A 23,364-nucleotide genomic window follows, 5' to 3' on the forward strand; every position below is an offset into this window, starting at 1 on the left:
ACCATGGCGGACAGGATTCATGGCGTGGCGGTCGATGCCGGAAGCGGGCTGGAGGCCAGCATTCGTGAGGCGCGCGGCCCCCGCGCCCAGCCCGACGATTTGCTGACGTTCAAACGGGCCGTACTGGAAACCCTGGGGCCGGATGCCACGACGGTTCTGGTCGACGCCACCTGCGGGCCTGATTTGCTGCACAGCTATCCCGATGGCTGCGCCCGGATGCTGGCCTTCGAGGCGGACGTCTATCACATTTCGGACGCGGACCGGATCACGGTATTACCCCGCAACTTCATTGTTGATGACTATCCGGCAATGGGCGTGGAGCAGCTGAAATTCTTCATGTATTACGCGCCGGATGATGACCCGGAGCTGAACGCCCGCAAGCAGGATCTTGTGGCCGATATCGGGGGCCGATGTCGCGCGGCGGGCATCCGGTATCTGATGGAGCCGCTGGTGTATCACCCGGACCTTGCGGCGGGCACTGCGGAATACGCCGCGCAAAAACCCGATCTGGTGCGGCGCGCGACGGACGTTTTTGCGGACCCTCGATTTCAAGTGGACGTTCTGAAAGTCGAAATTCCTGTGGATCTGTCTTTTGTGGAGGGCTTTGGCACGGCACAGATGACACGTGCACAGGCGTTGGAGGCGTTCCGCAATGCCGCCGTGGCGGCAAACGGGATTGATCTTGTATACCTCAGCGCGGGCGTGTCCTTTGACTGGTTCGAGGCGTCCTTGAAACTGGCGGTGGAGGCGGGTGTCGATTTTTCCGGGTTCATGTGCGGGCGGGCGATCTGGTCGGATGGCGTCGCGATTTTTGGCGCCGAGGGCGAGGGCGCATTGCGGGCGTGGTTGCAGGACACCGGCAGGATGCGTCTGCATCGGCTGATTACGGCTTTGGAGGAGGGATAGATGCTTTTGAACGGCAAGATTGCGATCGTTACCGGCGGCTCCAGCGGCAATGGCCGCGCCATCGCTGAAGGGTTCGCCCGTCAAGGGGCCAGGGTGATCGTCGCGGATCTGGATGAGGTCGGTCGGGAGGGTGGCGCACCCACCGCAGAGGCCATCAATGCGCAATTCCCGGCCATGGCAAAGTTCGTCGCCTGCGATGTCAGCAAGGTCGATCAGCTGGAAGCTCTGGTGGCGGAGGCCGAAGCCTGGGGCGGCTTGGATATCATGGTGAACAACGCCGGTATCCTGCAAAAGGAACCCATTCTGGAAGCGACCGAGGCAACCTTTCACCGCATGCAGGACGTGAATGTCAAAAGCGTTTTCTTTGGCTCCCAGATGGCGGCGCGGGCCATGGTGAAACGTAAAAGCGGGGTGATCATCAACATGTGTTCGATTGCCGGGATGCGGGGCACTGGCGGCTTTTCGCACTACAATATGTCCAAGGGGGCTGTACGTCTGTTGACCTACTCACTGGCTGATGAGCTTGGGCCGATGGGCATCCGGGTGAACAACGTGAACCCTGGCATCATGCGCACGCAGATGAACATCGAGGATGATCCGGTGATCGGGACGGAGACCGGCGAAGGATATCTGGACATGATCCCGGCCCGACGCTGGGGCGAGCCCGAAGAAGTCGCGGATGCCTGCATTTACCTCGCCTCCGATCTGGCCAAATATGTGATGGGCACGTCACTGGTTGTGGATGGCGGGTACCTGAGAATCTGAGGGCAAAATCATGAAACTTGGTCTGATCCGCGCGTCCCTGCCGAGCTATTTTCCCGAAAAACACGGGGTATGGGCCGCTGCTGAAACCGCCCTGACAACCCTATGTGCCGATGAAGGTGCCGAGATTTACGTGCATGCCGACACGCCCATGGATGCGCGGGATACGGACAGGGCCCTTGCCGCATGCAGGGCGCAAGGGGTTGATTTTGTTCTGCTCCTGCATGGCGGTTTCACCATGGGCGATGTCGCCCGCACGGTAGCGGCATCCGAATTCCGCTGTGGCTTCTGGTCGGTGCCGGAACCGGTGCGCACCGGAGATGTGCAGCTTAACAACTTCGTCTCGCTCAACATGTCGATGTCGATTGCGCGCCAGGTGCGCGACCTCTCTGCCCGGCCTGTGCAATGGTACCACGGCGCGCCGGAAAGTGCCGCTTTGCAAGATCGCCTGCGCTGCACGCTGCGGGCGCTCAAGGCGGCGCAGTCTCTGAAAGGCGCGCGGATCGGCGTGATTGGCGGGTTGGCCATGACGTTCTACAACATGGAGGTGTCGACATCGGAACTGCGCGCGCGACTTGGCGTCGATGTCGCCCACCATGATATGCATGAACTGACCGCGCGGATGGCCACGTTGGACCCAGATCTTGTCGCCGCTGAGGTGGCAGAGATGGCCAGCGCCGCCGAAGTCTCCGGCGTGTCCGAGGATCAGATGGCGCTCACGGCTCGCGCGGCCCTGGCGCTTGCGGAGATGGCCGAGGCGGGGGGATATTCGGCGCTAGCGGTCAGTGACTGGCCTGCGTTGCAGGATGACCCGGGCATGCACCCCGGGGCTGCGTTTACGTGGCTGGAGGAACGTCACAACCTGCCCGTCGCGTCCGAAGGTGACGTGCTGGGCGCGGTCACACAGCTAATCGCCACATCTGTGACAGGGCGGGTTGGCTACCTGCTGGACATGACGGAGCCTGATCTGGAGAGCGGACAGCTTTTGATGTGGCATGGCGGTGGCGGCCCCTTGTATCTGGCTGATGAGGCGGGGGCGCAATGGATCAATCACCCGATGATCGGGCGCGGCACGGAGGTTGGCCCGGTCTATGGCGCGATCAGCGATCTGGTCTTCCGCGACGGACCCGTCACGGTATTTCGGGTGGCGCGGAACGCAAGCGCCTTCTTTGGCATGACCGCGCAGGTCTCGGGTCGTGATCCGAGTGGCTTCACAGGCTGTCGCGGGTGGCTGGACAGTTTCGAGATCGACGGGCAAGATGCGGATCTGGAAGATGTCGTGGCCAGCGTGATGGCGCATGGGTTGGAGCATCATTTCGTACTGGTGCCCGGCAATGTCGTGGGCATCCTGACGGAATTCGCGTCGTGGACGGGCATGGACATATTGGGACGGGTCCCGATGCGCGGGCATCTGGACAGGCGCGACTTTACGTAGCTGCCGCGGCAAGCTTGTCGTAGAAATCGAGGAAAATCTCATCGCGCTGCACGTCGTGCGCTTCGCGCATCTGGTGACGGTTTGCATCCCTTTGCCAATACAATTCGGCGTCCAGAATAGGCGACTGCGTCAGGTGTGTCGGCACCCAGTCCGGATTGATCAGCCAGGCAATGTTGATGATGTCCCAGATCACCCAGGTGCGCCGTTCCCTGTCCGAGATCGCAAACATGTCGTGCAGCGGGTTGTGGGTGTAGATGTGATACAGGTAATCGCCAATCGCCCCGCGCCCTTTGACAAACTGCGCCATCTCTGGCCGCGAAATCTTCAGCTGCGCGCCGACGTGATAACCGGGCAGATAGACATGCGGCACGCCGCTGTCGAAAATGATGCGCGAGGCATGCACGTCCTGTACTAGGTTCAGCGACGGACGGTTGCAATGCGGGGCCGACGAGGGGTAGGCCGATGTCCAGATCACAACAATACGCTCCCGTATCTCCGGCGCTTTCAGCAACGCGCTTGCGATATTCGTCACACAACCCATGGCCGCGATGTAAAGCGGCGCATCACCGGTTTTGGCAAGGCGGATGATGGTGTCGACGGCATCGGAGTCCACCACGTCCTCCGGATGTTGCATATAGCGTTGCGCACCGTTGAAGACCTTGCCCTCTGCGGAAATCCCAAGCTTTTCGTAGATGGTGCAAATCTCTGCATAGCTGAGATCCATACCTTCTGCAGGCCCGACAAATGCCAGATCCGCGGCGCGCCGACCTTGCCCATGCAACCGGTCGAGCCATCCCTGAAACCCGCCCACCAGATGCTCGTCGCGGGCCGTGCCTTCTTCCAGGGCCCGCTCCGCAGCCAAAAGCTCCGGCTGATGGTGGGCGAAGGAAAACGGCACGGCCGTGACCGCTTCAACCATCATATGCTCCGGCGACAGCAGCGCCCAGGCAATCGCGAACTGGTCGTCGATTTCATTGGCGGCATCGGTGTCGATCAGCAACCGAACCGGCCCGCCGTGTGGCAGTGACAGGCGATCCTGCATAAAGGCGGGGGGGAGCGGTGAAAAGCTCATGGGCGGGTCTCCTCAGACGTGGCGTGGCGTGCGGGCGGATTGGGACAGGTTGAAACTGACGGACCCGGCGCGAAAGACGTCTTCGTGAAAGACCATGCGCCCGGTGTCATCAAAGGCAGAACAGGCCTGTTTCAACAGGGGCTGTCCGGGCTCGATCTGGAAGGTCTCCGCCATGGTGTCATCGGCCAGAATGGGGCTGATGTCTTCGCAAGCCGCAGACCAGTCCAACCCGAAACGTGCGCTGAGGATGCGTAGGATGGATTGTTCGGGGCCGCGTTCCGGGAAGTCTTCGGGCTTGGCATCCTTGAGCAGCGCGCGGGGGGCATAGGTCATCACCAGCATGCTTGGCTTGTCATCGACCAGCCGGAGGCGGACCACGCGGCTGATTTCGGTGCCCTGCATCTCCTTGGGCAGGTCTGCGGTTTCCGGCGCGCCGGGGGCAAAGTGATCCAGCGACATGAAGCGGGAGGAGGGGTCGTGCCCCGCGCGCAGCATCGCATCGGTGAAAGATGTCAGGCAGGTGTCGGAGGCGGGCGACAGGGTCAGCACCCGGTAGCCGCTGCCTTGCTTGCTTTCGACGTAGCCATCCTGCACCAGCATGTCCAAGGCTCGTCGGATCGTCACGCGGCTCACTGAAAAATGCGTGGCCAGTTCGCTTTCGGTCGGCATGCGCCCGCCCACAGGGTACCGCCCCGCCTTGAGACGCTGGAGGATCACGCGGTACGCATGTTCGTACTTCGGTTGCGTTTCTGATTGCATGGATACCATCCCCTTATCCGACCCAGACGCTTTTGGTCTGACTATAGAGCGCGATGGCGTCCTTGCCCATTTCGCGCCCGTAGCCTGATTGTTTCACACCGCCAAAGGGCGAGGCGGCATCCGTCTCCCCCCAACAGTTTACCCAGACCGTTCCAGCCTGCAGGGCGTCGGCAAACCGCCTGACGCGCGTCACATCCTGCGACCAAAGGCCCGCCGCCAGCCCGTAGTCCGACTTGTTGGCCCGGGCCAGCACGTCGGCGTCGTCGGTGAACTTCAAAATCGACAGGACAGGGCCAAAGACTTCTTCCCGCGCGATGGTCATCCTATCCTCAACCTCGGTGATCAGCGTCGGCGGGATGAACCAGCCCTCGCCCTGCGCCCGCGCGCCGCCGATCTGCACCGTCGCGCCCTGCTGTTGGCTGGTCTCGACATGGCCAAGGATCATGGTCATCTGTTTTTGACTGATCACCGGGCCCAGATCATGGCCGGGTTCTTCAAGGCCGGGTCCAACGCTGACTTCTCGCGCCAGCGCGGTCAGACCATCCACCACCTGATCATACACCCTGTCATGCACGTAGAGTCGCGCCCCCGCCGTGCAGCTTTGCCCGTTGTTGCCGAAATTCGCCCAGAAGGCACCGGGAATGGCGCGGGACAGATCGGCATCCGGGAAGATGATATTGGCCGCCTTGCCGCCCAGTTCCAGCGAAAGCTTTTTGAGATTGCCGGCAGAGGCCTTGACGATCTCGCGGCCCGTGCGCGTGCTGCCGGTAAATCCGATTTTTGCGACGTCTTTATGCGCTGCCAGTGCCGCGCCCGCATCATGGCCATAGCCGGGCACGACGTTCAAAACGCCTTCCGGCAGGCCCGCTTCCAATGCCAGATCGGCCAGATAGAGCGCCGAGAGCGGTGTTTCTTCTGAGGGTTTCAGCACGATGGTGTTGCCTGCGGCCAGGGCGGGCGCGAGTTTCCAGGCGGCCATCAGCAAAGGGTAGTTCCATGGGGTGATCAACCCGCAGACACCCACCGGCTCAATGCGTGTGTAATTCAAGCGGTCGGGTGTGCTGACCGGGATTGTCGCGCCTTCGATCTTATCCGGCCAGCCCGCGAAATACCGGAAGTGACGCGCAGACCAATGCGCATCAACATCCCGTGCGGTTGCGTATGGTTTTCCGTTGTCGAGCGCGTCGAGCTGCCCGAAAATCGGTGCGCGCTCTTCGATCAGATCGGCCAGTCGCCACAGAATGCGACCCCGGTCATGGGGCATCATCCGGCCCCATGGCCCGCCCTCAAAGGCCCGTGTCGCCGCCTGAACCGCAAGATCAATCTCCGGCGATCCTGCCCGCGCCACCTCGGCCAGAGGACGCCCGGTCGACGGGTTGATCACCGCCAGTGTTTGCGCGGTATCGCAGCGCTTGCCCCCGATCCGGAGCGCCTGTTTGGCCTCGATGAAGGCGGCAACCTCTGGCAAGAGCGGGGTCATCTTCATGACTTGTCTCCCTGCGCCGCTTTCTCAGCTTCGCGCAGCGCACGACGATTGATCTTGCCGGACGAGGTCATCTCGAACCCGCCAACATAGGCAAATTCACGCGGGGCCTTGTAGCCTGCCAGCCGGGTTTTGACATGCGCGCGCAGCTGCTCAGACAGCGCCACATCGCCGGAAAAGCCCTGTTTCAGCTTGATAACCGCTTTCACGATGGCCCCCCGATCCGCATCCGGTTTGCCGATTACCGCAACTTCGGCCACACCGGGGTGGGCGAGCAGACATTCCTCGATCTCTGCGGGACCGATCCGGAAGCCGGAGGATTTGATCAGATCGTCGGCCCGGCCCTTGTACCAGAAATAGCCGTCCTCATCCCGCACCGCCAGATCATGGGTGCGCAGGTACGGCCCCAGCGCCATCTCCGCCGTCTTTTCGGGATTGTTCAGATAGCCCAGAAACCGGGTGGGAGAGTTTTGCGAGGTTACGATTTCACCCGGTTCACCGTCTGCGACTTCTTCGCCGTCTGCGTCCACCAGAAAAACCTGATGCCCCGGATAGGCGCGGCCCATGGAGCCTGGTCTGCGCGGGTAGAGAGCGGCGCAATTCCCGATCAGGTGGTTCACCTCTGTCATGCCATAAAACTCGTTGCACACGACCTTCAGCTTCGTCTCCGCCCAATTCAGGGTTTCAGAGGCAAGCGCTTCCCCGCCGGTACAGATGACTTTCAGGGCCAGATCATGCACCGCGCGCGGGTCAGGCGTCTGCGCCAGACGTTTGATTGCCGTGGGTGCGAGGAAGCTGTGTGTCACCTGCTGGCGGCTCATGAAGCCATAGGCGTAATCGGCTGTGAACCGTTCCAGCGAGGTGGCGATGGGTCGCCCCGCCATCCATGCGGGGAACAGCATGTCCAGCAGACCGCCGACCCATGCCCAGTCCGACGGGGACCAATAGACCGCATCCGCGTCCTCCATCGCGAGGTTGAAGAACAGGTTGATCGACGGCGTATAGGCCGCCAGTATCCGATGCCCGTGCAGGATGCCCTTGGGCTTGCCGGTTGACCCGGAGGTGTACATCAGCAGGGCGGGATCATCGGCGCCTGTGTACTCCGGCGCAAAGTCAGGCGCGTCGGTGTCCATGGCGGCGGCCAGATCGAGATCACCGTCCTGCGGGTCGCGGCAGAGGACATGTTTAAGGTGCGGGAAATCGGTTCGGGTCGCCCGACGCATCGGCGCCCAGGCGTCGGCTGCGGTCAGGATGACGGGCAGTTCGCAATCGTTCATTGCATGGCGCAGCGTGTCGGGACCATAGAGCTGCGACAGCGTCACGGCGGTACCGCCCAGCTTGCAGACTGCCATATGGGCGATGGCGGTATCGGGATGCTGTCCGGTGTGCAGGCCGATCAGGCTGCCGCGTCCATAGCCCAATTGCCTCAGCTGCGCGGCGAGGTTGGTCGCCGCGCGGTCGACCTGTGCAAAGCTTTGCACATGTGTGACGCCAGCACTGTCCTCGAAAATCATGGCCGGGTTGTCACGTGTGGCGGGGTCGAGGTGCTTGCCCACCGTCATGTGAAAGATGTTTGCGCCTTCCGGCCACCTGATCTCGTAGCCATCACCGACTTCGGTCAGATTGAGCCCGGCATGCAGGTCGTGGGGAATGTTGATTTTTGCGCTCACCCGTCCCGCTCCCCGGTAAGGGCTGTCAGACACAGCACGGGCAAATTGTCCCCGGATGCGGCGATGATGCCCCGCGTCTCCGTTGCGGGAATAGCTTGCAGCCGCAGCGTGGTTTTCGTTGTGGCCCCGTCGAAGTGCACGAGACCGAAATCGCCGTCCAGCCCGGTTGTGCGAAACAGGATCTGCGCGGTGCCGGGCAAGTCTGTCCAGTTCCCCTCCAAGCAGCCACAGGTGCAAACCCGCAAGGGTGGAAAGCTGGTTGCGGCGCAGCTTTGACAGCGCCGGGCTCTTGCTTTGCCAACCGACAGCCCAGCGACATAGGGCGCCATCCAGCCTGGGTTCAATGCGTAGTCGAGGCCAATATGATTTGAAATCATGCCGCTTTCTCCGCACGCTCAAGGATCGTGACCGCCGAGAGAGTACAGACCCCGCCGTGGGTGTCCGCCAGCGCATAGCGGGGCAGCGTGTCGGGCTGCAGGGAGGGGTGGTACCTGCCTTCGAGGAGCAGCGCGCAGGTTGCCGTCTGCCCGACGCCCGTTGCGCCCACGGGCGCGCCTTGCCCCATCAATCCGCCAGACAGGTTGATCGCGCAGCGGCCGGTGGGCGCAAAAGCTCCGTTGTTCAGGTCGCGCGACACATCCTCGCTCAACCCCAAGGCGGCAATGGACTGCAGTTGCGTTCCCGCATAGGCGTCGTAGAGTTCGGCAAGGCCGATCTCCGCCGGGGTCGCGCCTGCTTCGGCACAGGCCCGCTGCATCGCTATCTGTTTTGCGGTGAAAAACCCCGGATCGGCCCGCGCGCCAAGATGCATGTGATCCGTCGCGGTCCCCATCCCGGCAATTCTGGCTGCTCCGGCACGCCTGCGGGGTGTCGCATCGGTTCGGGACAGGATGATCGCCGCGGCCCCATCGGACAATGGTGAGCAGTGCAGGCGCCGGTAGGGTGAAGCGATGGCCGGGCTGTCGGCGATGTCCTGTGGGCTATCCCTGCGTGGCAAATGCGCACCGGGGTTGTGGCACGCATTGCTGCGATTCTGGAGGGTCACGGTCGCCAGATCCGCCTCCGTGATCCCATGTTCCGCTGCAAAAGCCTGAAAGGACAGCGCATAGAGCGCCGTCGAGGTCAGGCCCGTCATACCATCTGTCCAGGCGTCGAAGGAAAACCCGTAAAGGGTGCGGATCGCATCGCCTGACAATGAGGAGGCGGAGGGATCGACGCCGATGACAGCCACATGTTTTGCCGCCCCGGCCTGAATGGCGCGGGCGGCGGTGTGCACGGCAACCTGACCTGACGCGCCGCCACCTTCACAGCGCGTGGCGGCAACCCCCGTCAGACCAAACTCCGTTGCCAGAACGGAGGCCGGGTTCAGCTGCAGATGGAAAAAATCGCTCTCGGAGGCGACGTAAAGCGCGTCGATATCCGACCGTTCCAAGCCGGACCGTTCCAGGGCCATTTCAAAGGCCGAGAGGGCCCAGTCGCGAAAGCCGGTCCCGTCCTTGCGCCGGTTGAAGGGCGTCAGGGCAGCGCCGGTGACTGTGACGTCTCTGACTTTCATCTTTCAACGGTGCTCACATTTGGCTGGATCACCGGGATACTTTGACCTAACATATTTGTAGATACAAGTTGATTTTGAAGATGAACGCGCAGGGCCGCCGTATGCCGGTTTCGGCGTCACCGTGATGGGCTGGCGAGGATTTCGCTTTGAGTTTGAGGTCGCTTTTGACATCCGGACTGGTCTGTTTCTGCGCAGGTGGTCTCTATGGATGGAGCGCTCTCATTGCGCCGGTGCAGGCCGCTTACGGCGTCACCACGGCCCAGACGGGCCTGATTTTCTCTCTGGCAATCGTGAGCTTTACCGTCGCCGTTATCCTCGCGCCCCGCCTTCCCGTGCAGACGTCGACCCCAAGAGCCGTGGCCTGTTTCGGATTGTTCGGTGCCATGGGCGTTCTTGCAGCGGCGCGCATGCCGGAGTTTGGATTTTTCCTGCTGTGGTTCAGTGGAGGCTTCGGCGCCGCCAGCGGGGGCATCTATATCGCCGCCCTTGGCGTTGCCGCCTCATCGCCTGCGCATAAGATCGCCACCCCGGCCATGGTCGCGGCCTTCGGCACCGGCGGTGCCGTTTTCGGACCGCTATGGCGGGTGATGGACGCAGAGGGCTATGGGTTGGACGGGTTGCTGCTGTTGGCTGCTGGCCTCGGCGGCTGTTCTGTGTTGGTGGCTCTTACGTCGAAGCCTGGCTTTCCCATGCGCAGCACGCCGCGTGCAGAACGCGTCACACCTGCCCGCCCGGGGCAGTCGACACAGGTACTGGCCATGATCTGGACCATTTTTGCCTTCGGGTCGTTCGGCGGGCTGATGGTGCTTGGACTGGCCTCCAAGATGATGGATGTCGCCGGTGCCGGCGTCGCCCTGGGCAGTCTCGGCCTTGCCGGTATCGCGCTTGGCAACACCTCGGGCCGGTTGTCCGTTGCCCTGCTGACCCAGCACCTACAGCCGCAGACCTGCATGCTGATGGCGATGGGCCTGACGCTGGCTGGCTTGGCGACGGCCGCTTTTCACCTCAACCCGGTGATGCTGTGCGTCGCCCTGATCCTGGTGGCCACGGGCTACGGGGTCGTCGCCTCGACGGTTCCGGTCATGACCAGAGCCGCCTTTGGGGCGGATGACTTTGCCAAACGCTTCTCCGTGGTGTTTTCCGCGTGGGGGGTCGCGGGGTTTCTCGCCCCCTGGGCGGGTGGAGTGATGTTCGACATGCGCGACAGCTTCATGCTGCCATTGCTATGCGCGATGGGGGCCGCACTTGTGTGTGGCTGGGTGTCGGTGCGGCTGCCACGCCGTGCCACTTTGAAGGGTCTCTCTGATCCTTGACGAAGGGCACCCGCACAGCGGATGCCGACACCACGTCACTGTGACGCGGCGGAAAATTGCGCCACCCCCGGCAGGCGTTTCTTGCGATAGGCTGAGGCGGACATGCCAACATGGCGCTTGAACGCATTTCTGAAACTCGACGTCTCCGTGTAGCCGACCTCGCTGGCGATCTCCTCGATGGGCGTGTCACTTGTCTCCAGCATCTGTTTCGCTTCTTCGATGCGCAGGGTCTGGATGTAATCGGCGGGTGATTGCCCTGTGGCACGGCGGAACCGTCGCAACAGGTTGCGTTCGGTCAATCCGGTGCGCTTGGCCATGGCGGAAACCGGTCGCGGCACCGCGTAGTTATCCGCTGCCCAGACCTGTGCCTCGGCCACTACCGCGTCTTCATGCTGTCGTCCGGCCAACAGCGAGGCATAGTGCAATTGCCCTTCAGTATGGGGTTGCAGCAGGTAGATCTTTGCCATGCGTCTGGCCTCTTCCTCGCCTGCAAAGCGACCAATCAGGTAGAGCATCAAATCGCCCCAGGCGGACGCGCCGCCTGCCGTCACCACACGGTGCCCTTCACCTGCAGGAACCAGAATGCGCTCCCGCCGCAACTGAATATCCGGAAACTCCCGCGTCATGAAATCACCGAACCCCCAGTGCGTGGTCGCCTCCAGCCCGTTCAGCAACCCCGTGGCCGCGAGAAGGACCGATCCCGAACATACCGATGTAATGACGGCACCCCGGGCGTGGGCAGTGCGGATGTAGGTCGACATTTCAACAAATTCATCCGGCATCGGACTGGAAGGGGCGAGATGCAGATCCGGGACAATCACGACATCCGGTCGATCAAAATCGCTCAGCGCGCCGTCGGGCGTGATGACCCGGCCATTTACATCCCGGTAGGAGGCACCATCGACCGATAGAAGCTTTGCGTCGAAGGCCGAGGGGTTCGGTTGCGCGCCATGCAACATCTGCCAGTCGCGCCCGACCGAACCCATGACATCGAGAATGCCGAAAACAGTGGAAGTGCCGACGCAGGGCATGGCCAGAACGGCAGTTCGGCAGGCGGTTGGAGAAGAGGTCATGCGATATGTCCGATTTTCACCGCTTTGATCTGTTCGCCGCATATCACGACTCGCAAGCATCCGGCAATAGCACTGCAGGCACAGAGGCATCCCGCCTCATGACGTGGAGCAAGATCATGACAGAACACACCCCCCTCTCGCCGTTTGACGAGGCCAAGGCAGAAGCCTTTGCAAATCGTCTGGTGGGCGCGCTGAACGCGGGCGCATTGTCCCTGATGACATCGCTGGGGCATCGCAGCGGGCTTTTCGACGTACTTGCCGACCTGCCCGGCGCCACTTCCCAGGCCCTTGCGGACAAGGCCAATCTGGCGGAACGCTACGTGCGGGAATGGCTCGGCGTGATGGTCACCTCGGAGGTGGTCACCTATGATCCAATCGCCCAGACCTACCGGCTGCCACCCGAACACGCTGCTTTCCTGACGCGCGCCGCCAGTCCCAACAATATCGCCGTGACCAGCCAGTTCATCGGTGTTGCGGCTGGCGTCGAAGAAGAGATGCTGGCGCGGTTTCAGGATGGAGCGGGCACGCATTATCATCACTATGACCGGTTCCACGAGGTTATGGGCGAAGACAGCGCTCAGACCGTGGTGGCGGCGCTGGTCGATCACATCCTGCCCATCGTTCCGGGCCTGCGCGAACGGCTTGAAGAGGGGATCGATGTCGTCGACATAGGGTGTGGTGGAGGCTGGGCCATGCTACATCTGGCCGAAACCTTTCCCGCCAGCAGGTTCACCGGTGTCGATCTCTGTGCGGATGCGTTTCATGTGGCGCAGGCCGAGGCCCGACAAAAGGGTCTGAGCAACCTGACCTACGAGCAACAGGATCTGTCTACGGTTGAGCAGCTTGGCACTTTCGATCTGGTGACAGCCTTTGACGCCATACACGATCAAAAGGACCCCCAAGGGGCGCTGGATCTCGTGTTCAATTCATTGAACGAACGGGGCGTTTTCCTGATGCAGGAGATTGGCGGGTCGCGGGATTTGCAGGTCAATATCCAGAACCCCTTTGCGCCGCTTATTTACACCATCTCCCTCATGCACTGCACGCCGATCTCTGTCGGCCAGGGCGGGCCCGGCCTGGGCGCGATGTGGGGCGTTGAAACCGCGCAGGAGTTTCTGACCCGCGCCGGGTTTGGGCAGATCGAGATGCTGCGCCTGCCGCATGATCCGATCAACGCCTACTTTGTCGCCCGGCCCTGATGCCTTTTTTGTGAGCGGAGAGTTTTGATGTCACAGAGTTCTACAAACGGCGTCATCGTCATCGGGGCAGGCCTCTCTGGTCTGGCCGCCGCATACGAGCTGCGCGCTCGAAACATTCCGGTCACCGTGCTGGAGGCCAAGGACCAGATCGCCAGCCCTTGGCGGTCACGGCATCCGCAGTTGCGGCTCAACATACACCGTCACTATGCGTCCCTGCCCGGCAAGAAGATGACCTGCAAGGATGGGGTCTTTGTGCGCCGGGATACGGTTGTCGAGTTCCTGGAGGACTACGCACGCGATCTCGATGCGCCGATCCACTTCGGAACGCGGGTGCAGTGGGTGGCGCGTGCGGCCGACGGCTGGCGGGTGGTCACGAACACGGGCGTATTGTCGGCCGCCCATCTGATTGTCGCCACCGGTCGGGAACAGCAGCCGAGCCTGCCAATCTGGCCGGGTCTGGACGATTTTGGCGGAACGGTCATTCATGCGGCAGACTTTGAGGATGTTCGCGCATATGACGGGAAAAACGTGCTTGTTGTTGGCGCCGGAAACTCCGGCACCGATGTCCTGAACCACCTGTCGCGGACGGCCCCCGCAAAGGTCTGGGTATCGCTCAGGCATGGCCCGTCGATTTTGCCGACCCGTATCCTTGGCTTTCCGCTGCACCGCTTGGCGGGTCTGTTTCTGCGCTTTCCCAAGTGGTCGCTTGATCCACTCTTTGCCGCAACCCAATGGGCTGCATTCGGGAACCTGCGACGGCACGGCCTGCGGCGGCACAAACTTGGTGGCAATACCCGCATGATGACCGAAGGGGTGACCTTTGCGATGGATGACGGCTTTGTCGCCGCGTTGAAGTCGGGCCGGGTTGAGGCGGTTGCCGAAACGGTTGGATTCACTGCCGATGCCGTTCAGCTGATGGATGGGCGCGCGGTGAAGGCAGATGTGGTCATCTGCGCCACCGGATACCAGACGGGCCTCGACCCCCTGTTCAAGGAATTCGGAGTTCTTAGCGATGCGGGCCAGCCGCTGCACCCGACTGGCGAGCCAGATCCCAGCAATCCCGGTCTGTGGTTCACCGGATATGCACCTAAATTAAAAGGATTTTTCCACACTGCAGGCGAAAGTGCGACGCGCATCGCGACGGCCATCAGCCGATTGGAAAAATGTTTGCCCACCGTGAACAGCGTCACATACGGCACGGGCGAGATCGCTCAAAAGGCGCTGAAAGTGAATGGAGTTAACGATGATTATAACAGTGATGAATCGCCGGGGTCGGCACAGTCCGAGCCTGCACGGAATTTTGACGAAATGGCGCGTCGCTCTACGCCAGAAACGCGCGTTGAGAAGGCTTGATGACATGCCCGACTACCTGTTGCGGGACATGGGGCTGGAACACCTGACCCGCGCGGAACGTAACCGGTTTGGCCAGGATTACTGGCGCTGATTTCGCAGATAGACCCACCTCGAAAAGCGAGATAACCGATGCAGAAGCTTTACAGAAACCAGGGCACCCGGACAGTTCTGGGACGTCTGGCGGTCACGGCCAGTGCCATTGCTTTGGTGGCCATGTCCGTCGGCGGCGTATTTCAGGCCGATGCCGGACAAAAGGTGCTGCCGGCCCCCTTGACCGACACAGATTTTCTCTATGACGGCGCACCACCAGAGGCGATGGTATCGCTGGGCCGTGCCCTGTTCTTTGATCCGATTTTGTCTGGAAACCGCAATATCTCCTGCGGCACCTGCCATGATCCGGCACGCGGCAGCAGCGATGGCGTTGCCTTGTCCATCGGCGAGGGCGGCACCGGGTTCGGCCCGGAACGACGCACGGCGCAGGGCGTCACCCAGCGGATTCCCCGCAACGCGCAGGCGCTCTGGAACATCGGTGCGCGGGAATACGTATCGATGTTTCATGATGGCCGTCTGGAGCCTGATCCACACAGGATTTTCCAAAGCGGATATTGGAGCCCTGCACGGGAAGACCTGCCGGAGGGTCTCGACACGTTGCTGGCAGCACAGGCGATGTTCCCGGTCTTGTCCGCGTCTGAAATGGCGGGGCAAAAAGGGGAAAACCCGGTTGCAACCGCAGTTGCCGAAGACCGGGTGGGCGATGCCTGGGACCTGCTGGCGGCGCGTTTGGATGCTGTCCCGGAATACCGGACCCGCTTTCGCGATGCCTTTCCCGAGATGGGCGATGATACACCGGTTTCCTTCGTGCAGGCGGCCCGCGCGCTTGCGGCCTTCCAGACCGTTGCGTTCCGGTCCGATCAAAGCCCGTTTGACAGCTGGGTGGCCGGCGATCAGACCGCTCTGACCGCAGTGCAGAGGCGCGGTTTTGCCCTCTTCCATGGGAAAGCGGGATGCGGCGGCTGCCATTCCGGCAGTCTGCTGACGGATCATGGTTTTCACGCGATCGCCGTGCCGCAGATCGGCCCCGGAAAGGGCCACGGTGCGGACACGGGATATTGGCGCGCCTCCGGCTTTAAAGACAGGCTGGAGGACGAAGGGCGCTACCGTGTGACCTTTGACGATGCGGACCTCTTTGCCTTTCGCACGCCCAGTCTGCGCAATGTCGCCTTGACCGGTCCCTGGGGTCACAACGGCGCGTTTGACGATCTGGAGGCGATGGTGCGCCATCATCTGGACAGCGTTGCGTCGCTGAATGCCTATGACGCCAGCGCCATCGATCTGCTGCCGCTGGATCGGGTGATCGAACCCAAAGGGGAAGGCTCCAAACTACTCTTTCCCCTCCTCAGCAGCCCCCAGCGCGCTGCCTTTGATTTGCGCGATACATGGGTGCATCGCTCAGAGGCTCTGCGGGACCGTATTGCGGAGGCCTCCCAACTGGCGCCGGTGTCTCTGTCGGACCGTGAGGTCGATGCCCTGCTGGCCTTCCTGCACAGCCTGACCGATCCGACGGCTGTCGACCGCAGTCATCTGATCCCGGACACTGTGCCCTCCGGTTTGCCGCCGCAGCCGGTACGTCAAGGGGCTCGCGCGCGGGGAGGATAACACTCCGGTGTCTTCGCTGACCACCGTATCGATCGAGATCCGCTGCCAGCGCCGCGCGTGCGGTGCTGCAGCCTTCCCTAACGGTTTCCCCATCCGAAACCTGAATTTCCAACCAAGCATATTTGCTTTCAATCTAAAGGACTGAAAAATGACCAAATTTCTAGTTTCAACGGCAGTGTCCATGGTTCTTGGCGCTGCGACCGTGGCAGCGGAGACGCAGGAGGTGCAATTCGATTCCGGCGTTCCCGTGGGCAATGTGGCCAATACTTCGGCCACCCCAGCCGCCGCGGATGCGCCCGAACATATGACGCTGAACTTTATCTTCCACATCGATGAAGGGATGGCGGAGCAGGACGTCTTCTATGAAAAGGTCCCAGGGTCGGGCGAGGTCTTCCGGCCCACAGCCGCCACGCGGGACATGGACGCGCCGCTCTATGCGCCAGCGGTTCCTGTGGCGCATAATTTCCTCGATACCGAAGACACCGGGCCCTATCCAAAGGGTCGCGCGCTCGGCCTGACGCTGGGGGAGTGGTTTGCCGCCAAGGGCAACGGCACCTACACCTGCGAGAACGGCGTGGGCAAGGTGGACTTCTCGTTTGAAAACCTCATGCCCGATGGCGTCTATACGATGTGGCACGACTTCATGGTCTGGCCGCCGACCGACCCGTTCATCGGCACATATGACCTGCCCTTCGGCGCGCGCGACGGATCCGAAAATGTGTTTGTTGCCGATGCGGACGGGTCGGCCGAGTTTGTTCGCACCATATCACCCTGTCTGCAGCTGACAGGCGAACATCTGATGGCCGATCTCGCCGTGGCATGGCATTCGGATGGCAAGACCTATGGTCCGCTGACCGGTGAGTTTTCCACGGTGACCCATGTGCAGATGTACGTGGGCCTGCCAAAGCGCGCGGGCATGTGATGGGTTGAACCGGGGCGGGCAGTTGCACCGTCCCGGTTCTTTTGCCAGATTATGGGCCATGCGGTTGCAGCTTGAGCCCCCCAGCTGCTCAGGCGTTCAGGCCTTTCATCCCCTCCTCGGTGTAGCGCGCGCCTGCCACCTCGAGATGGGAAATCGCCACCTCAAGAGCGTGCACCTCTGCCGGTGCCAACGTGATATCCTGCGCGGCGGTGTTTTCTTCGAGATATTTCAACCGTTTGGTGCCGGGGATCGGCACGATGTCCTCGCCTTTTGCCAGCAGCCAGGCGAGAGCGATTTGCGCGGGTGTACAACCCTTTGACGCGGCAAGGTGCTGGACCACATCCAGGATCGTCGCGTTGGTTTCAATGTTGTCCGGCGAAAAGCGCGGCAGGTTGGCACGAAAATCGCCCTCCCCGAATGTTGTGCCCTTGCTGAAACTGCCAGTCAGGAAACCCCGACCCAAAGGCGAGTAGGGCACAAAGCCGATACCAAGCGCGCGACACGTGGGCAGGACATCCTGTTCCACCTCGCGTGACCACAGCGAGTATTCGGTTTGCACCGCCGTCACCGGATGCACGGCATGGGCGCGGCGCAGGGTGTCAGCACTGACCTCGCACAGCCCGATGTGACCGATTTTACCGGCCTCGACCAGTGCGGAAAGCGCGCCCATGACCTCCTCTATCGGGCGATTGCGGTCGACCCGGTGTACGTAATAAAGGTCGATCCGTTCGACGCCCAGCCGCCGCAGGGACGCTTCACAGGCGGTGCGGGCGTAGTCCGGGCTGTTGTCGAGGGTTCTGGCATATTCGCCGGGTGCGCGGACAATGCCGAACTTGGTGGCAATCACTGCATCTGGTTTGCGTTCCTTCAAAAAGCGGCCAATCAGCTCTTCGTTGTGATGCGGACCGTACATGTCGGCGGTGTCAAAGAAGGTTACGCCGAGATCCGCGGCACGGTTCAGGACTTTCAGGGATACGTCATCGTCGCGGGGGCCGTAGAACTCGCTCATACCCATGCAGCCAAGGCCAAGCGCAGAGACGGTGAGGGTCGGGGACAGGGATCGTTGTTGCATCTGTTGCTCCATTCATTGGACCCCCCCCAAGATAGTTTTCCGAAAAGGCAGTAGAAATACCTACGATTGGAATGCTATTTTCCGAAAATGAAAGATGTACGCCTCAAGTGGGACGATGCACCGGTCTTTCTGGCCGTGGCGCGTAGCGGGACCCTGACCGGGGCCGCCGATATGCTCGGCACAGGTATTGCGACCGTTTCACGCCGCATTCAGCGGCTGGAGGAGGCTTTGGGCATGCCGCTCTTCGTGCATCATCAGACGGGCTATAAGCTGACGGATGAGGGGGCGGCGTTGCTGCCGCGTGCCGAAGCCTTGGAGGAGGCGATGCTCAGCTTTCGGGCGGGTGTGACGGCAGAGGCAGAGGTCACGGGGCACGTGCGGCTGGCCACGGCGGAGAACCTCGCCAACCCGATCATCATTCCGACCCTGCCCGCGCTTCTGGACAGGCACCCTCATCTCACGCTGGACGTGATCACCGATGTGGCAACCGCGAACCTGCACCGGCGCGAGGCCGATCTTGCCGTGCGCATGGTGCGCCCGACCGGCGGGAATGTCACGATCCGCCGGATCGGGACGATCGGGTTCGGACTTTACGGATCACCCGGCTACATGGCCGCGCGCCGGGCACGCCCGGAGGAGGGGCTGCTGGAGAACGACCGCGTCATCGGGTGGTCGGAGCGGCAAAACACACTCCCGGCCGCGCAATGGATCGAAAGGGCCCTGCGGGGCAGGGCGCCGGTGCTGATGGCCTCGACGCTTGCCGCGCAGATGTCCGCGGCGCAAGCGGGCATCGGGCTTGCTGTTCTGCCGCATTTTCTGGCGCGGGAGGCGGGGCTGCAGCCCTTGCCCATCGAACTGGGGCTCGATCAGCCGATCTGGCTGGTTCTGCACAGCGACCTCTCCGCGTCGCAACGCGTCCGTGTTGTTGCCGATCACCTTGTGGAGATATTTCGGCAGAACGGCGACCGATTGAAACAGGCGCGTGCCGAAAAACTCAGGTGAGCTCCGGGCCTCTCCGCGTATGATGATCAAACCCCGCTACATAGGGGTCAGAACGGCGACCGCGAATTGCTTTGCGTCATCGCAGTGCATTTGTTTGACCGCCCATCCGGAGGCCTGCGCCAGCTGTGTCAGGCTTTCCACGGTGTATTTTCGCGACATGCTGACATCAATGGATTCACCCTCAGCGAAAGAAATCTGCCTGCCCGCCAGGTCAACGGTTTGGGCCTTGCCGGAGATCAAAGACATCTCGATGCGGGCATCCTGCGCGTTCCATATTGCCTGATACATAAAATCGGCAATGTTGAAATCCGCGCCCAGTTCCGCGTTCATCCGCACCAGCACATTGGTGATGAACTGCGCGGTGACGCCTGCTGCATCGTCATAGGCGTCGACAAGCACGCCCGGTGCCTTGACCAGATCGACCCCCAGAATGAAGGCTTCCATTCCGGGCCATACCCGCGCGCGGGACAGAAGGTCAATTGCATCCGTTGGGGTGATGTTCCCGATGGTCGAGCCTGGAAAGAACCCCACCTTGGGCCGCGAGGCCATATCGTCCGGCAGGGCGACAGGTTGGAGAAAATCGCCGACAATCGGGCGCACGGACAGATCGGGATAACGCGCGCGCAGGTCGTCCGCGGTCAGGTTCAGGAACGCGGCGGAGATGTCGATGGGCACATAGGCCGACAGATGTCGCCCGGCATCCAGCAGGGTGCGCGTCTTGACGCTCGCGCCCGAGCCCAGTTCGACAAGAGCACCACCCGTCGGCACCAGCTGTGCAAGGTCCTTAGCATGGCGCTGCAAAATCGAGATTTCGGTGCGTGTCAGATAGTATTCGGGCAGGGTCGTGATCTGCTCGAAGAGCGCACTGCCGGTCTGGTCATACAACCACTTGGGATTGATGGACTTTTCAGGCCCGCCCAGACCCGCCCAAGCATCCCGCAGGAAGTCTGACGCGGGGGCGGTGACGATGTCTCCTGCGGTGATCGGTTCTGCATGTCCCATGATCAGACGTCCTTTGCCAGCCGCAGGCCCATCATCTGCCACCGCTGATGGGGATAAAAGAATGTGCGGTACGTGGGCCGCATCTGGTCTCTGGGCGTTGCGCAGGATCCACCGCGCAAAACGCGCTGATTGACCATGAATTTGCCGTTGTACTCCCCCAATGCGCCTTCGGGCGCCTGGAACCCGGGGTAGGGCGCAAAATCCGACGCCGTCCATTCCCAGACATCGCCCCAGACCCCGTCCCCGGGCAGCGGGCGCAGGGCCCCTGTGGCGCCAGCATCGCCCATCAGGTTCCCGGTGATCGCGTGATCCCTGAATGCCACCTCATGCTCGGCTTCGGTGGGCAGGCGCGCCCCGGCCCAGCGGGCAAAAGCATCCGCTTCGTAGTAGCTGACATGCACAACCGGTGCCTCGAGTGCGACAGGCTGCGGGCCGCGCAGCGTGTAGGTCCACCATTCCCCATCGGCCTGCCACCAGTAGAGCGGATGCTCCCACCCTTCGCGCAGGGCAACATCATGGCCTTCCATCAACCAGTGCCGCGGGTCGGCATATCCGCCATCCTCCATAAAGGCGATCCAGTCGCGGTTGGTGACCGGGCGGGTGCCGATGTCATAGGCTTGCAAAAACGTCTTGTGCCGTGGCCCCTCGCAATCATAGGCGAACCCTGGGCCACCATGGCCGATATCCACCAACCCGCCTTCGTGACGTGTATAGCCTTGCGTGACTTCCGCTGTAACGGGCAGCGGCTCGGGGTCCTTGTAGACAGGCAGAAGGGGGTTGAAGCTGAGACCATGCAGCAGGTCGGTCACCAACAATTCCTGATGCTGCATTTCATGGTGGCACCCAAGCTCCACCAGCGCAGCGATATCATCACCGTCATCGCGTCCCGCCGACATCAGCGTGGCCAGAGCATCCTCGACATGGGCGCGATAGGCGCGCACCGCCTCGCCGCCCGGACGGGACACCAGCCCCCGGCGGTCCCGCGCATGGCGTGGCCCGGCCTGCGTGTAGTAGGAGTTGAACAGAAACGCGAAACGGTCATCGGGCGAGACATATCCAGGCTGGCGCGGCTTGAGGATGAACTCCTCAAAAAACCAGGTCGTGTGTGCGAGATGCCACTTCGCCGGGGAGGCATCCTCCATGCTTTGCAGCATCGTGTCCTCCGGGGTGAGCGGAGCGACCAGTGCGTCAGTACGCATCCGCGTGCGTTCAAAGAGCATCAGCGCATCGCGCGGGGGCAGTGGGGCGGGAGAGAGATTCATGGGGCATTTTCCTTGCGGGCGCCGTGGCGCGGAACGGATAAGTCGGAACTCTGACCATGGGCATGGCTGCTGTCAGTTCTTGTCACTTGGAACGCGGTGGTGCGGGATTTTGGGTCACGGAGGGTTTGGGACAGCGTAGCAGGCAGGCGAACACCACTCGGGTAATGGGTCGCATCTTCGGCCGGTGTGATTGCTGTGTCGCTCATCAGGGCCCCGTTTCGTGAGCCTCTAATGTTGGTTGCCGCACTTGCGTCAGCAAGGCCAAACGCGCATGAAATGTTCAACGCTGCGTGATCTGCGCGTGACTTTGCCGATTGGTTTGGGATTCCGCCTGTCGATCCTGGATCAAGTGATACCGGGCTGCCGTCTCTTGGCCACCCGCTCGATCATCCTCTCTGATTGACGCCGTATCCAGCCTGAGGCGCGCGCCGTTTCATCCGGCGTAAGAAATAGCTTTCTCGTTTCGCGCCATGTTGGCTGGAAGCATGGCCCGCGCGGCCCGGGTCTTGGGCCAGGTCAGCATGATCACGGCACATCCTGAGAGATCACTCTTTGCAACGTCATCCGCGAGGTGCCCGACCGTCGTGTCCACATGGCGCTCGGTCGCCTTGGAAATATCCGCAGCGATCTGCACAGCCTGATCCGGGCTTACACCCCGCGCCAGCAGGTCGGATTGTATCCGCGCGGCCTGCCCGACTGACATGTAAAAGGCGGTTGTGGTGCCGGGCAGGCAGAGGCGTGTGCTATCGGGCACGCCATCTCCCGCCTGCGATTGCCCGGTGGTCAGGATCAGGCTGTCGCTGATCCCGCGTTCGGTCAGCGGGCGTTTTGTGGCTGCAGCCATGGCGCAGGCGGCGGTGATGCCCGGCACAACCTCGATCGGTATATCAGCAGCCTCTGCTGCGGCAATTTCCTCACCGGCGCGGGCAAAAACGGATGGATCGCCGGATTTCAACCGAACCACGCGTTTGCCCTGCCGCGCCGCTGCGATGATCACATCGTTGATGCGGTCCTGCGGCCAGGCATGCGCGCCGACGACCTTTCCGACAAAGACACGCTCTGCATCCCGCCGCGCCAGCTCCAGCACCTCCGGGTCAACGAGGCGGTCGTAGTAGATCACATCGGCTTCCTGCAGCCGCTGCACGGCGCGCAAGGTTAAAAGATCGCGCGCGCCCGGCCCCGCGCCGACCAGGGCAATGCTGCCTGTCCCCGCGGTATCCGGCGCGCGCCCCGCATGAAGCGCTTGTTTGACAAGGCCGATGGCGTGGCTTTCGGCCCCTCTGGTCCAGGCGTTGCGCGGTGCTTCCGCAAAGACCCAGCGCCAGAAGGCGCGGCGGTGCTCACGCGGCACACGGGCGGCAACCGCGCCGCGCAATCGCCCGGCAAAAGCGGCCAGCCCGCCGAGGTTGGGGGCGAGCATCTGTTCGACCCCGGTCTTGATCTGGCGGGCCAGAACCGGGGCGGTGCCTTCCGTGCCGATAGCCACGACCACCGGATCACGATCCACCAGAGAGGGGGTCGTCAGGTCGCAAAGCTCCGGTTGATCTACTACGTTGACAGGGCAGCGTGCCGCCTTGGCCAGCGCATGCAGGGCTGTGTCCGACCCGGGACAGCCGGTGGCGACGAACGCCATGGCGGCCCCCTCGAAGAGGGCGGCATCAATCGGGTCTTTGTGCCATGTGGCCTTGCCGCTGCGCACCATCGCGGCCAGCTCTTCCTCGATCTCCGGGGCGGCCAGCACGATCCGGGCGTCGGTTTTCAGGATCAGCCGCGCCTTCTGGGCCGCCTGTTCGCCACCGCCTGCGATGACCACGCGCCGCCCCGTGGTCTTGATGAACATCGGAAAGCTCTTCATGGGGTGGTTCCCT

21 protein-coding genes are annotated in these 23,364 nt (G+C 62.2%); 10 read left to right on the forward strand and 11 right to left on the reverse strand.

The features are described 5' to 3' along the window. Positions 1-3 precede the first annotated feature (3 nt). Genes Q1A07_RS10705 through Q1A07_RS10715 form a run of 3 tightly spaced genes read left to right on the forward strand, consistent with a single transcriptional unit; the run spans position 4 to position 3,103 of the window. On the forward strand, positions 4-906 hold the full coding sequence (locus Q1A07_RS10705; RefSeq protein WP_299780522.1) for a tagatose 1,6-diphosphate aldolase: 903 nt from the start codon (positions 4-6) through the stop codon (positions 904-906). Continuing rightward, positions 907-1,671 (forward strand): SDR family oxidoreductase, encoded by a 765-nt coding sequence (locus tag Q1A07_RS10710; RefSeq protein WP_299780524.1) that lies wholly within the window; start codon positions 907-909, stop codon positions 1,669-1,671. Positions 1,672-1,681: 10 nt separating this feature from the next. Further along, a complete protein-coding gene (locus Q1A07_RS10715; RefSeq protein ID WP_299780526.1) occupies positions 1,682-3,103 on the forward strand; it encodes a hypothetical protein in 1,422 nt (473 codons plus the stop codon). Here Q1A07_RS10715 and Q1A07_RS10720 read toward each other — a convergent pair. Genes Q1A07_RS10720 through Q1A07_RS10745 form a run of 6 tightly spaced genes read right to left on the reverse strand, consistent with a single transcriptional unit; the run spans position 3,096 to position 9,642 of the window. Beyond that, positions 3,096-4,175 (reverse strand): nucleoside hydrolase, encoded by a 1,080-nt coding sequence (locus Q1A07_RS10720; RefSeq protein WP_299780528.1) that lies wholly within the window; start codon positions 4,173-4,175, stop codon positions 3,096-3,098. The genes Q1A07_RS10715 and Q1A07_RS10720 overlap by 8 nt on opposite strands. 12 nt (positions 4,176-4,187) lie before the next feature. Continuing rightward, complete coding sequence (locus tag Q1A07_RS10725) at positions 4,188-4,934, reverse strand: GntR family transcriptional regulator (protein ID WP_299780530.1); 747 nt, start codon at positions 4,932-4,934, stop codon at positions 4,188-4,190. Between the two features lie 13 nt (positions 4,935-4,947). Beyond that, positions 4,948-6,420: an aldehyde dehydrogenase family protein gene (locus Q1A07_RS10730; protein ID WP_299780532.1), complete on the reverse strand. Its 1,473-nt coding sequence runs from the start codon at positions 6,418-6,420 to the stop codon at positions 4,948-4,950. Further along, on the reverse strand, positions 6,417-8,087 hold the full coding sequence (locus tag Q1A07_RS10735) for an AMP-binding protein (RefSeq protein ID WP_299780534.1): 1,671 nt from the start codon (positions 8,085-8,087) through the stop codon (positions 6,417-6,419). The genes Q1A07_RS10730 and Q1A07_RS10735 overlap by 4 nt, the downstream gene beginning before the upstream one ends. Beyond that, positions 8,084-8,464 (reverse strand): hypothetical protein, encoded by a 381-nt coding sequence (locus Q1A07_RS10740; protein ID WP_299780536.1) that lies wholly within the window; start codon positions 8,462-8,464, stop codon positions 8,084-8,086. The genes Q1A07_RS10735 and Q1A07_RS10740 overlap by 4 nt, the downstream gene beginning before the upstream one ends. Next, a complete protein-coding gene (locus Q1A07_RS10745) occupies positions 8,461-9,642 on the reverse strand; it encodes a thiolase family protein (protein ID WP_299780538.1) in 1,182 nt (393 codons plus the stop codon). The genes Q1A07_RS10740 and Q1A07_RS10745 overlap by 4 nt, the downstream gene beginning before the upstream one ends. Positions 9,643-9,788: 146 nt before the next feature. Between Q1A07_RS10745 and Q1A07_RS10750 the strand changes: the two genes are divergently transcribed. Beyond that, the gene (locus Q1A07_RS10750; protein ID WP_299780540.1) at positions 9,789-10,955 is read left to right on the forward strand and encodes a hypothetical protein; all 1,167 of its coding nucleotides are present in this window, start codon (positions 9,789-9,791) and stop codon (positions 10,953-10,955) included. Between the two features lie 35 nt (positions 10,956-10,990). Here Q1A07_RS10750 and Q1A07_RS10755 read toward each other — a convergent pair whose 3' ends face one another. After that, positions 10,991-12,028 (reverse strand): helix-turn-helix domain-containing protein, encoded by a 1,038-nt coding sequence (locus Q1A07_RS10755; RefSeq protein WP_299780542.1) that lies wholly within the window; start codon positions 12,026-12,028, stop codon positions 10,991-10,993. Between the two features lie 116 nt (positions 12,029-12,144). Between Q1A07_RS10755 and Q1A07_RS10760 the strand changes: the two genes are divergently transcribed. The 4 genes from Q1A07_RS10760 (at position 12,145) to Q1A07_RS10775 (ending at position 17,158) form a co-directional block, all read left to right on the forward strand. Next, positions 12,145-13,227, forward strand: a complete 1,083-nt coding sequence (locus Q1A07_RS10760; RefSeq protein ID WP_299780544.1) for a methyltransferase domain-containing protein — start codon at positions 12,145-12,147, stop codon at positions 13,225-13,227. A 27-nt stretch (positions 13,228-13,254) separates the two neighbouring features. After that, entirely contained in the window at positions 13,255-14,580 is a 1,326-nt protein-coding gene (locus Q1A07_RS10765; RefSeq protein ID WP_299780546.1) for an NAD(P)/FAD-dependent oxidoreductase, read from the forward strand. A 129-nt stretch (positions 14,581-14,709) separates the two neighbouring features. After that, complete coding sequence (locus Q1A07_RS10770) at positions 14,710-16,236, forward strand: cytochrome c peroxidase (protein WP_299780548.1); 1,527 nt, start codon at positions 14,710-14,712, stop codon at positions 16,234-16,236. A gap of 148 nt (positions 16,237-16,384) precedes the next feature. After that, the gene (locus Q1A07_RS10775) at positions 16,385-17,158 is read left to right on the forward strand and encodes a hypothetical protein (RefSeq protein WP_299780550.1); all 774 of its coding nucleotides are present in this window, start codon (positions 16,385-16,387) and stop codon (positions 17,156-17,158) included. 88 nt (positions 17,159-17,246) lie between these two features. Here the strand turns inward: Q1A07_RS10775 and Q1A07_RS10780 are convergent, their stop codons facing one another. Beyond that, the gene (locus tag Q1A07_RS10780) at positions 17,247-18,230 is read right to left on the reverse strand and encodes an aldo/keto reductase (protein WP_299780552.1); all 984 of its coding nucleotides are present in this window, start codon (positions 18,228-18,230) and stop codon (positions 17,247-17,249) included. An 87-nt stretch (positions 18,231-18,317) separates the two neighbouring features. Here Q1A07_RS10780 and Q1A07_RS10785 point away from each other — a divergent pair, with 87 nt between their 5' ends. After that, on the forward strand, positions 18,318-19,232 hold the full coding sequence (locus Q1A07_RS10785) for a LysR family transcriptional regulator (RefSeq protein ID WP_299780554.1): 915 nt from the start codon (positions 18,318-18,320) through the stop codon (positions 19,230-19,232). Positions 19,233-19,268: 36 nt separating this feature from the next. Here the strand turns inward: Q1A07_RS10785 and egtD are convergent, their stop codons facing one another. Together egtD and egtB are read right to left on the reverse strand one after the other, a co-directional pair. Beyond that, entirely contained in the window at positions 19,269-20,234 is a 966-nt protein-coding gene (gene egtD, locus Q1A07_RS10790; RefSeq protein ID WP_299780556.1) for an L-histidine N(alpha)-methyltransferase, read from the reverse strand. Positions 20,235-20,236: 2 nt separating this feature from the next. Continuing rightward, positions 20,237-21,496: an ergothioneine biosynthesis protein EgtB gene (gene egtB / locus Q1A07_RS10795; protein ID WP_299780558.1), complete on the reverse strand. Its 1,260-nt coding sequence runs from the start codon at positions 21,494-21,496 to the stop codon at positions 20,237-20,239. 271 nt (positions 21,497-21,767) lie between these two features. Between egtB and Q1A07_RS10800 the strand changes: the two genes are divergently transcribed. Further along, positions 21,768-21,899 carry a hypothetical protein gene (locus Q1A07_RS10800; RefSeq protein ID WP_299780560.1) on the forward strand — a complete coding sequence of 44 codons (132 nt, stop codon included), beginning with the start codon at positions 21,768-21,770 and terminating at the stop codon, positions 21,897-21,899. A 30-nt stretch (positions 21,900-21,929) separates the two neighbouring features. On the opposite strand, the gene cysG is transcribed toward Q1A07_RS10800, so the two are convergent. Then, on the reverse strand, positions 21,930-23,351 hold the full coding sequence (cysG, locus tag Q1A07_RS10805; protein WP_299780562.1) for a siroheme synthase CysG: 1,422 nt from the start codon (positions 23,349-23,351) through the stop codon (positions 21,930-21,932). Positions 23,352-23,364: the final 13 nt, after the last annotated feature.

It is taken from the genome of uncultured Roseobacter sp. (assembly GCF_947492555.1).
Taxonomy (GTDB): Bacteria; Pseudomonadota; Alphaproteobacteria; order Rhodobacterales; family Rhodobacteraceae; genus Roseobacter.

Bases quoted from the DNA above. Each gene is read 5' to 3' on its own strand.
- Q1A07_RS10705 (WP_299780522.1), top strand. From the start codon at position 4: ATGGCGGACAGGATTCATGGCGTGGCGGTCGATGCCGGAAGCGGGCTG.
- Q1A07_RS10710 (WP_299780524.1), top strand. From the start codon at position 907: ATGCTTTTGAACGGCAAGATTGCGATCGTTACCGGCGGCTCCAGCGGC.
- Q1A07_RS10715 (WP_299780526.1), top strand. From the start codon at position 1,682: ATGAAACTTGGTCTGATCCGCGCGTCCCTGCCGAGCTATTTTCCCGAA.
- Q1A07_RS10720 (WP_299780528.1), bottom strand. From the start codon at position 4,175: ATGAGCTTTTCACCGCTCCCCCCCGCCTTTATGCAGGATCGCCTGTCA.
- Q1A07_RS10725 (WP_299780530.1), bottom strand. From the start codon at position 4,934: ATGCAATCAGAAACGCAACCGAAGTACGAACATGCGTACCGCGTGATC.
- Q1A07_RS10730 (WP_299780532.1), bottom strand. From the start codon at position 6,420: ATGAAGATGACCCCGCTCTTGCCAGAGGTTGCCGCCTTCATCGAGGCC.
- Q1A07_RS10740 (WP_299780536.1), bottom strand. From the start codon at position 8,464: ATGATTTCAAATCATATTGGCCTCGACTACGCATTGAACCCAGGCTGG.
- Q1A07_RS10745 (WP_299780538.1), bottom strand. From the start codon at position 9,642: ATGAAAGTCAGAGACGTCACAGTCACCGGCGCTGCCCTGACGCCCTTC.
- Q1A07_RS10755 (WP_299780542.1), bottom strand. From the start codon at position 12,028: ATGACCTCTTCTCCAACCGCCTGCCGAACTGCCGTTCTGGCCATGCCC.
- Q1A07_RS10760 (WP_299780544.1), top strand. From the start codon at position 12,145: ATGACAGAACACACCCCCCTCTCGCCGTTTGACGAGGCCAAGGCAGAA.
- Q1A07_RS10765 (WP_299780546.1), top strand. From the start codon at position 13,255: ATGTCACAGAGTTCTACAAACGGCGTCATCGTCATCGGGGCAGGCCTC.
- Q1A07_RS10770 (WP_299780548.1), top strand. From the start codon at position 14,710: ATGCAGAAGCTTTACAGAAACCAGGGCACCCGGACAGTTCTGGGACGT.
- Q1A07_RS10775 (WP_299780550.1), top strand. From the start codon at position 16,385: ATGACCAAATTTCTAGTTTCAACGGCAGTGTCCATGGTTCTTGGCGCT.
- Q1A07_RS10780 (WP_299780552.1), bottom strand. From the start codon at position 18,230: ATGCAACAACGATCCCTGTCCCCGACCCTCACCGTCTCTGCGCTTGGC.
- Q1A07_RS10785 (WP_299780554.1), top strand. From the start codon at position 18,318: ATGAAAGATGTACGCCTCAAGTGGGACGATGCACCGGTCTTTCTGGCC.
- egtD (WP_299780556.1), bottom strand. From the start codon at position 20,234: ATGGGACATGCAGAACCGATCACCGCAGGAGACATCGTCACCGCCCCC.
- egtB (WP_299780558.1), bottom strand. From the start codon at position 21,496: ATGAATCTCTCTCCCGCCCCACTGCCCCCGCGCGATGCGCTGATGCTC.
- Q1A07_RS10800 (WP_299780560.1), top strand. From the start codon at position 21,768: ATGAAATGTTCAACGCTGCGTGATCTGCGCGTGACTTTGCCGATTGGT.
- cysG (WP_299780562.1), bottom strand. From the start codon at position 23,351: ATGAAGAGCTTTCCGATGTTCATCAAGACCACGGGGCGGCGCGTGGTC.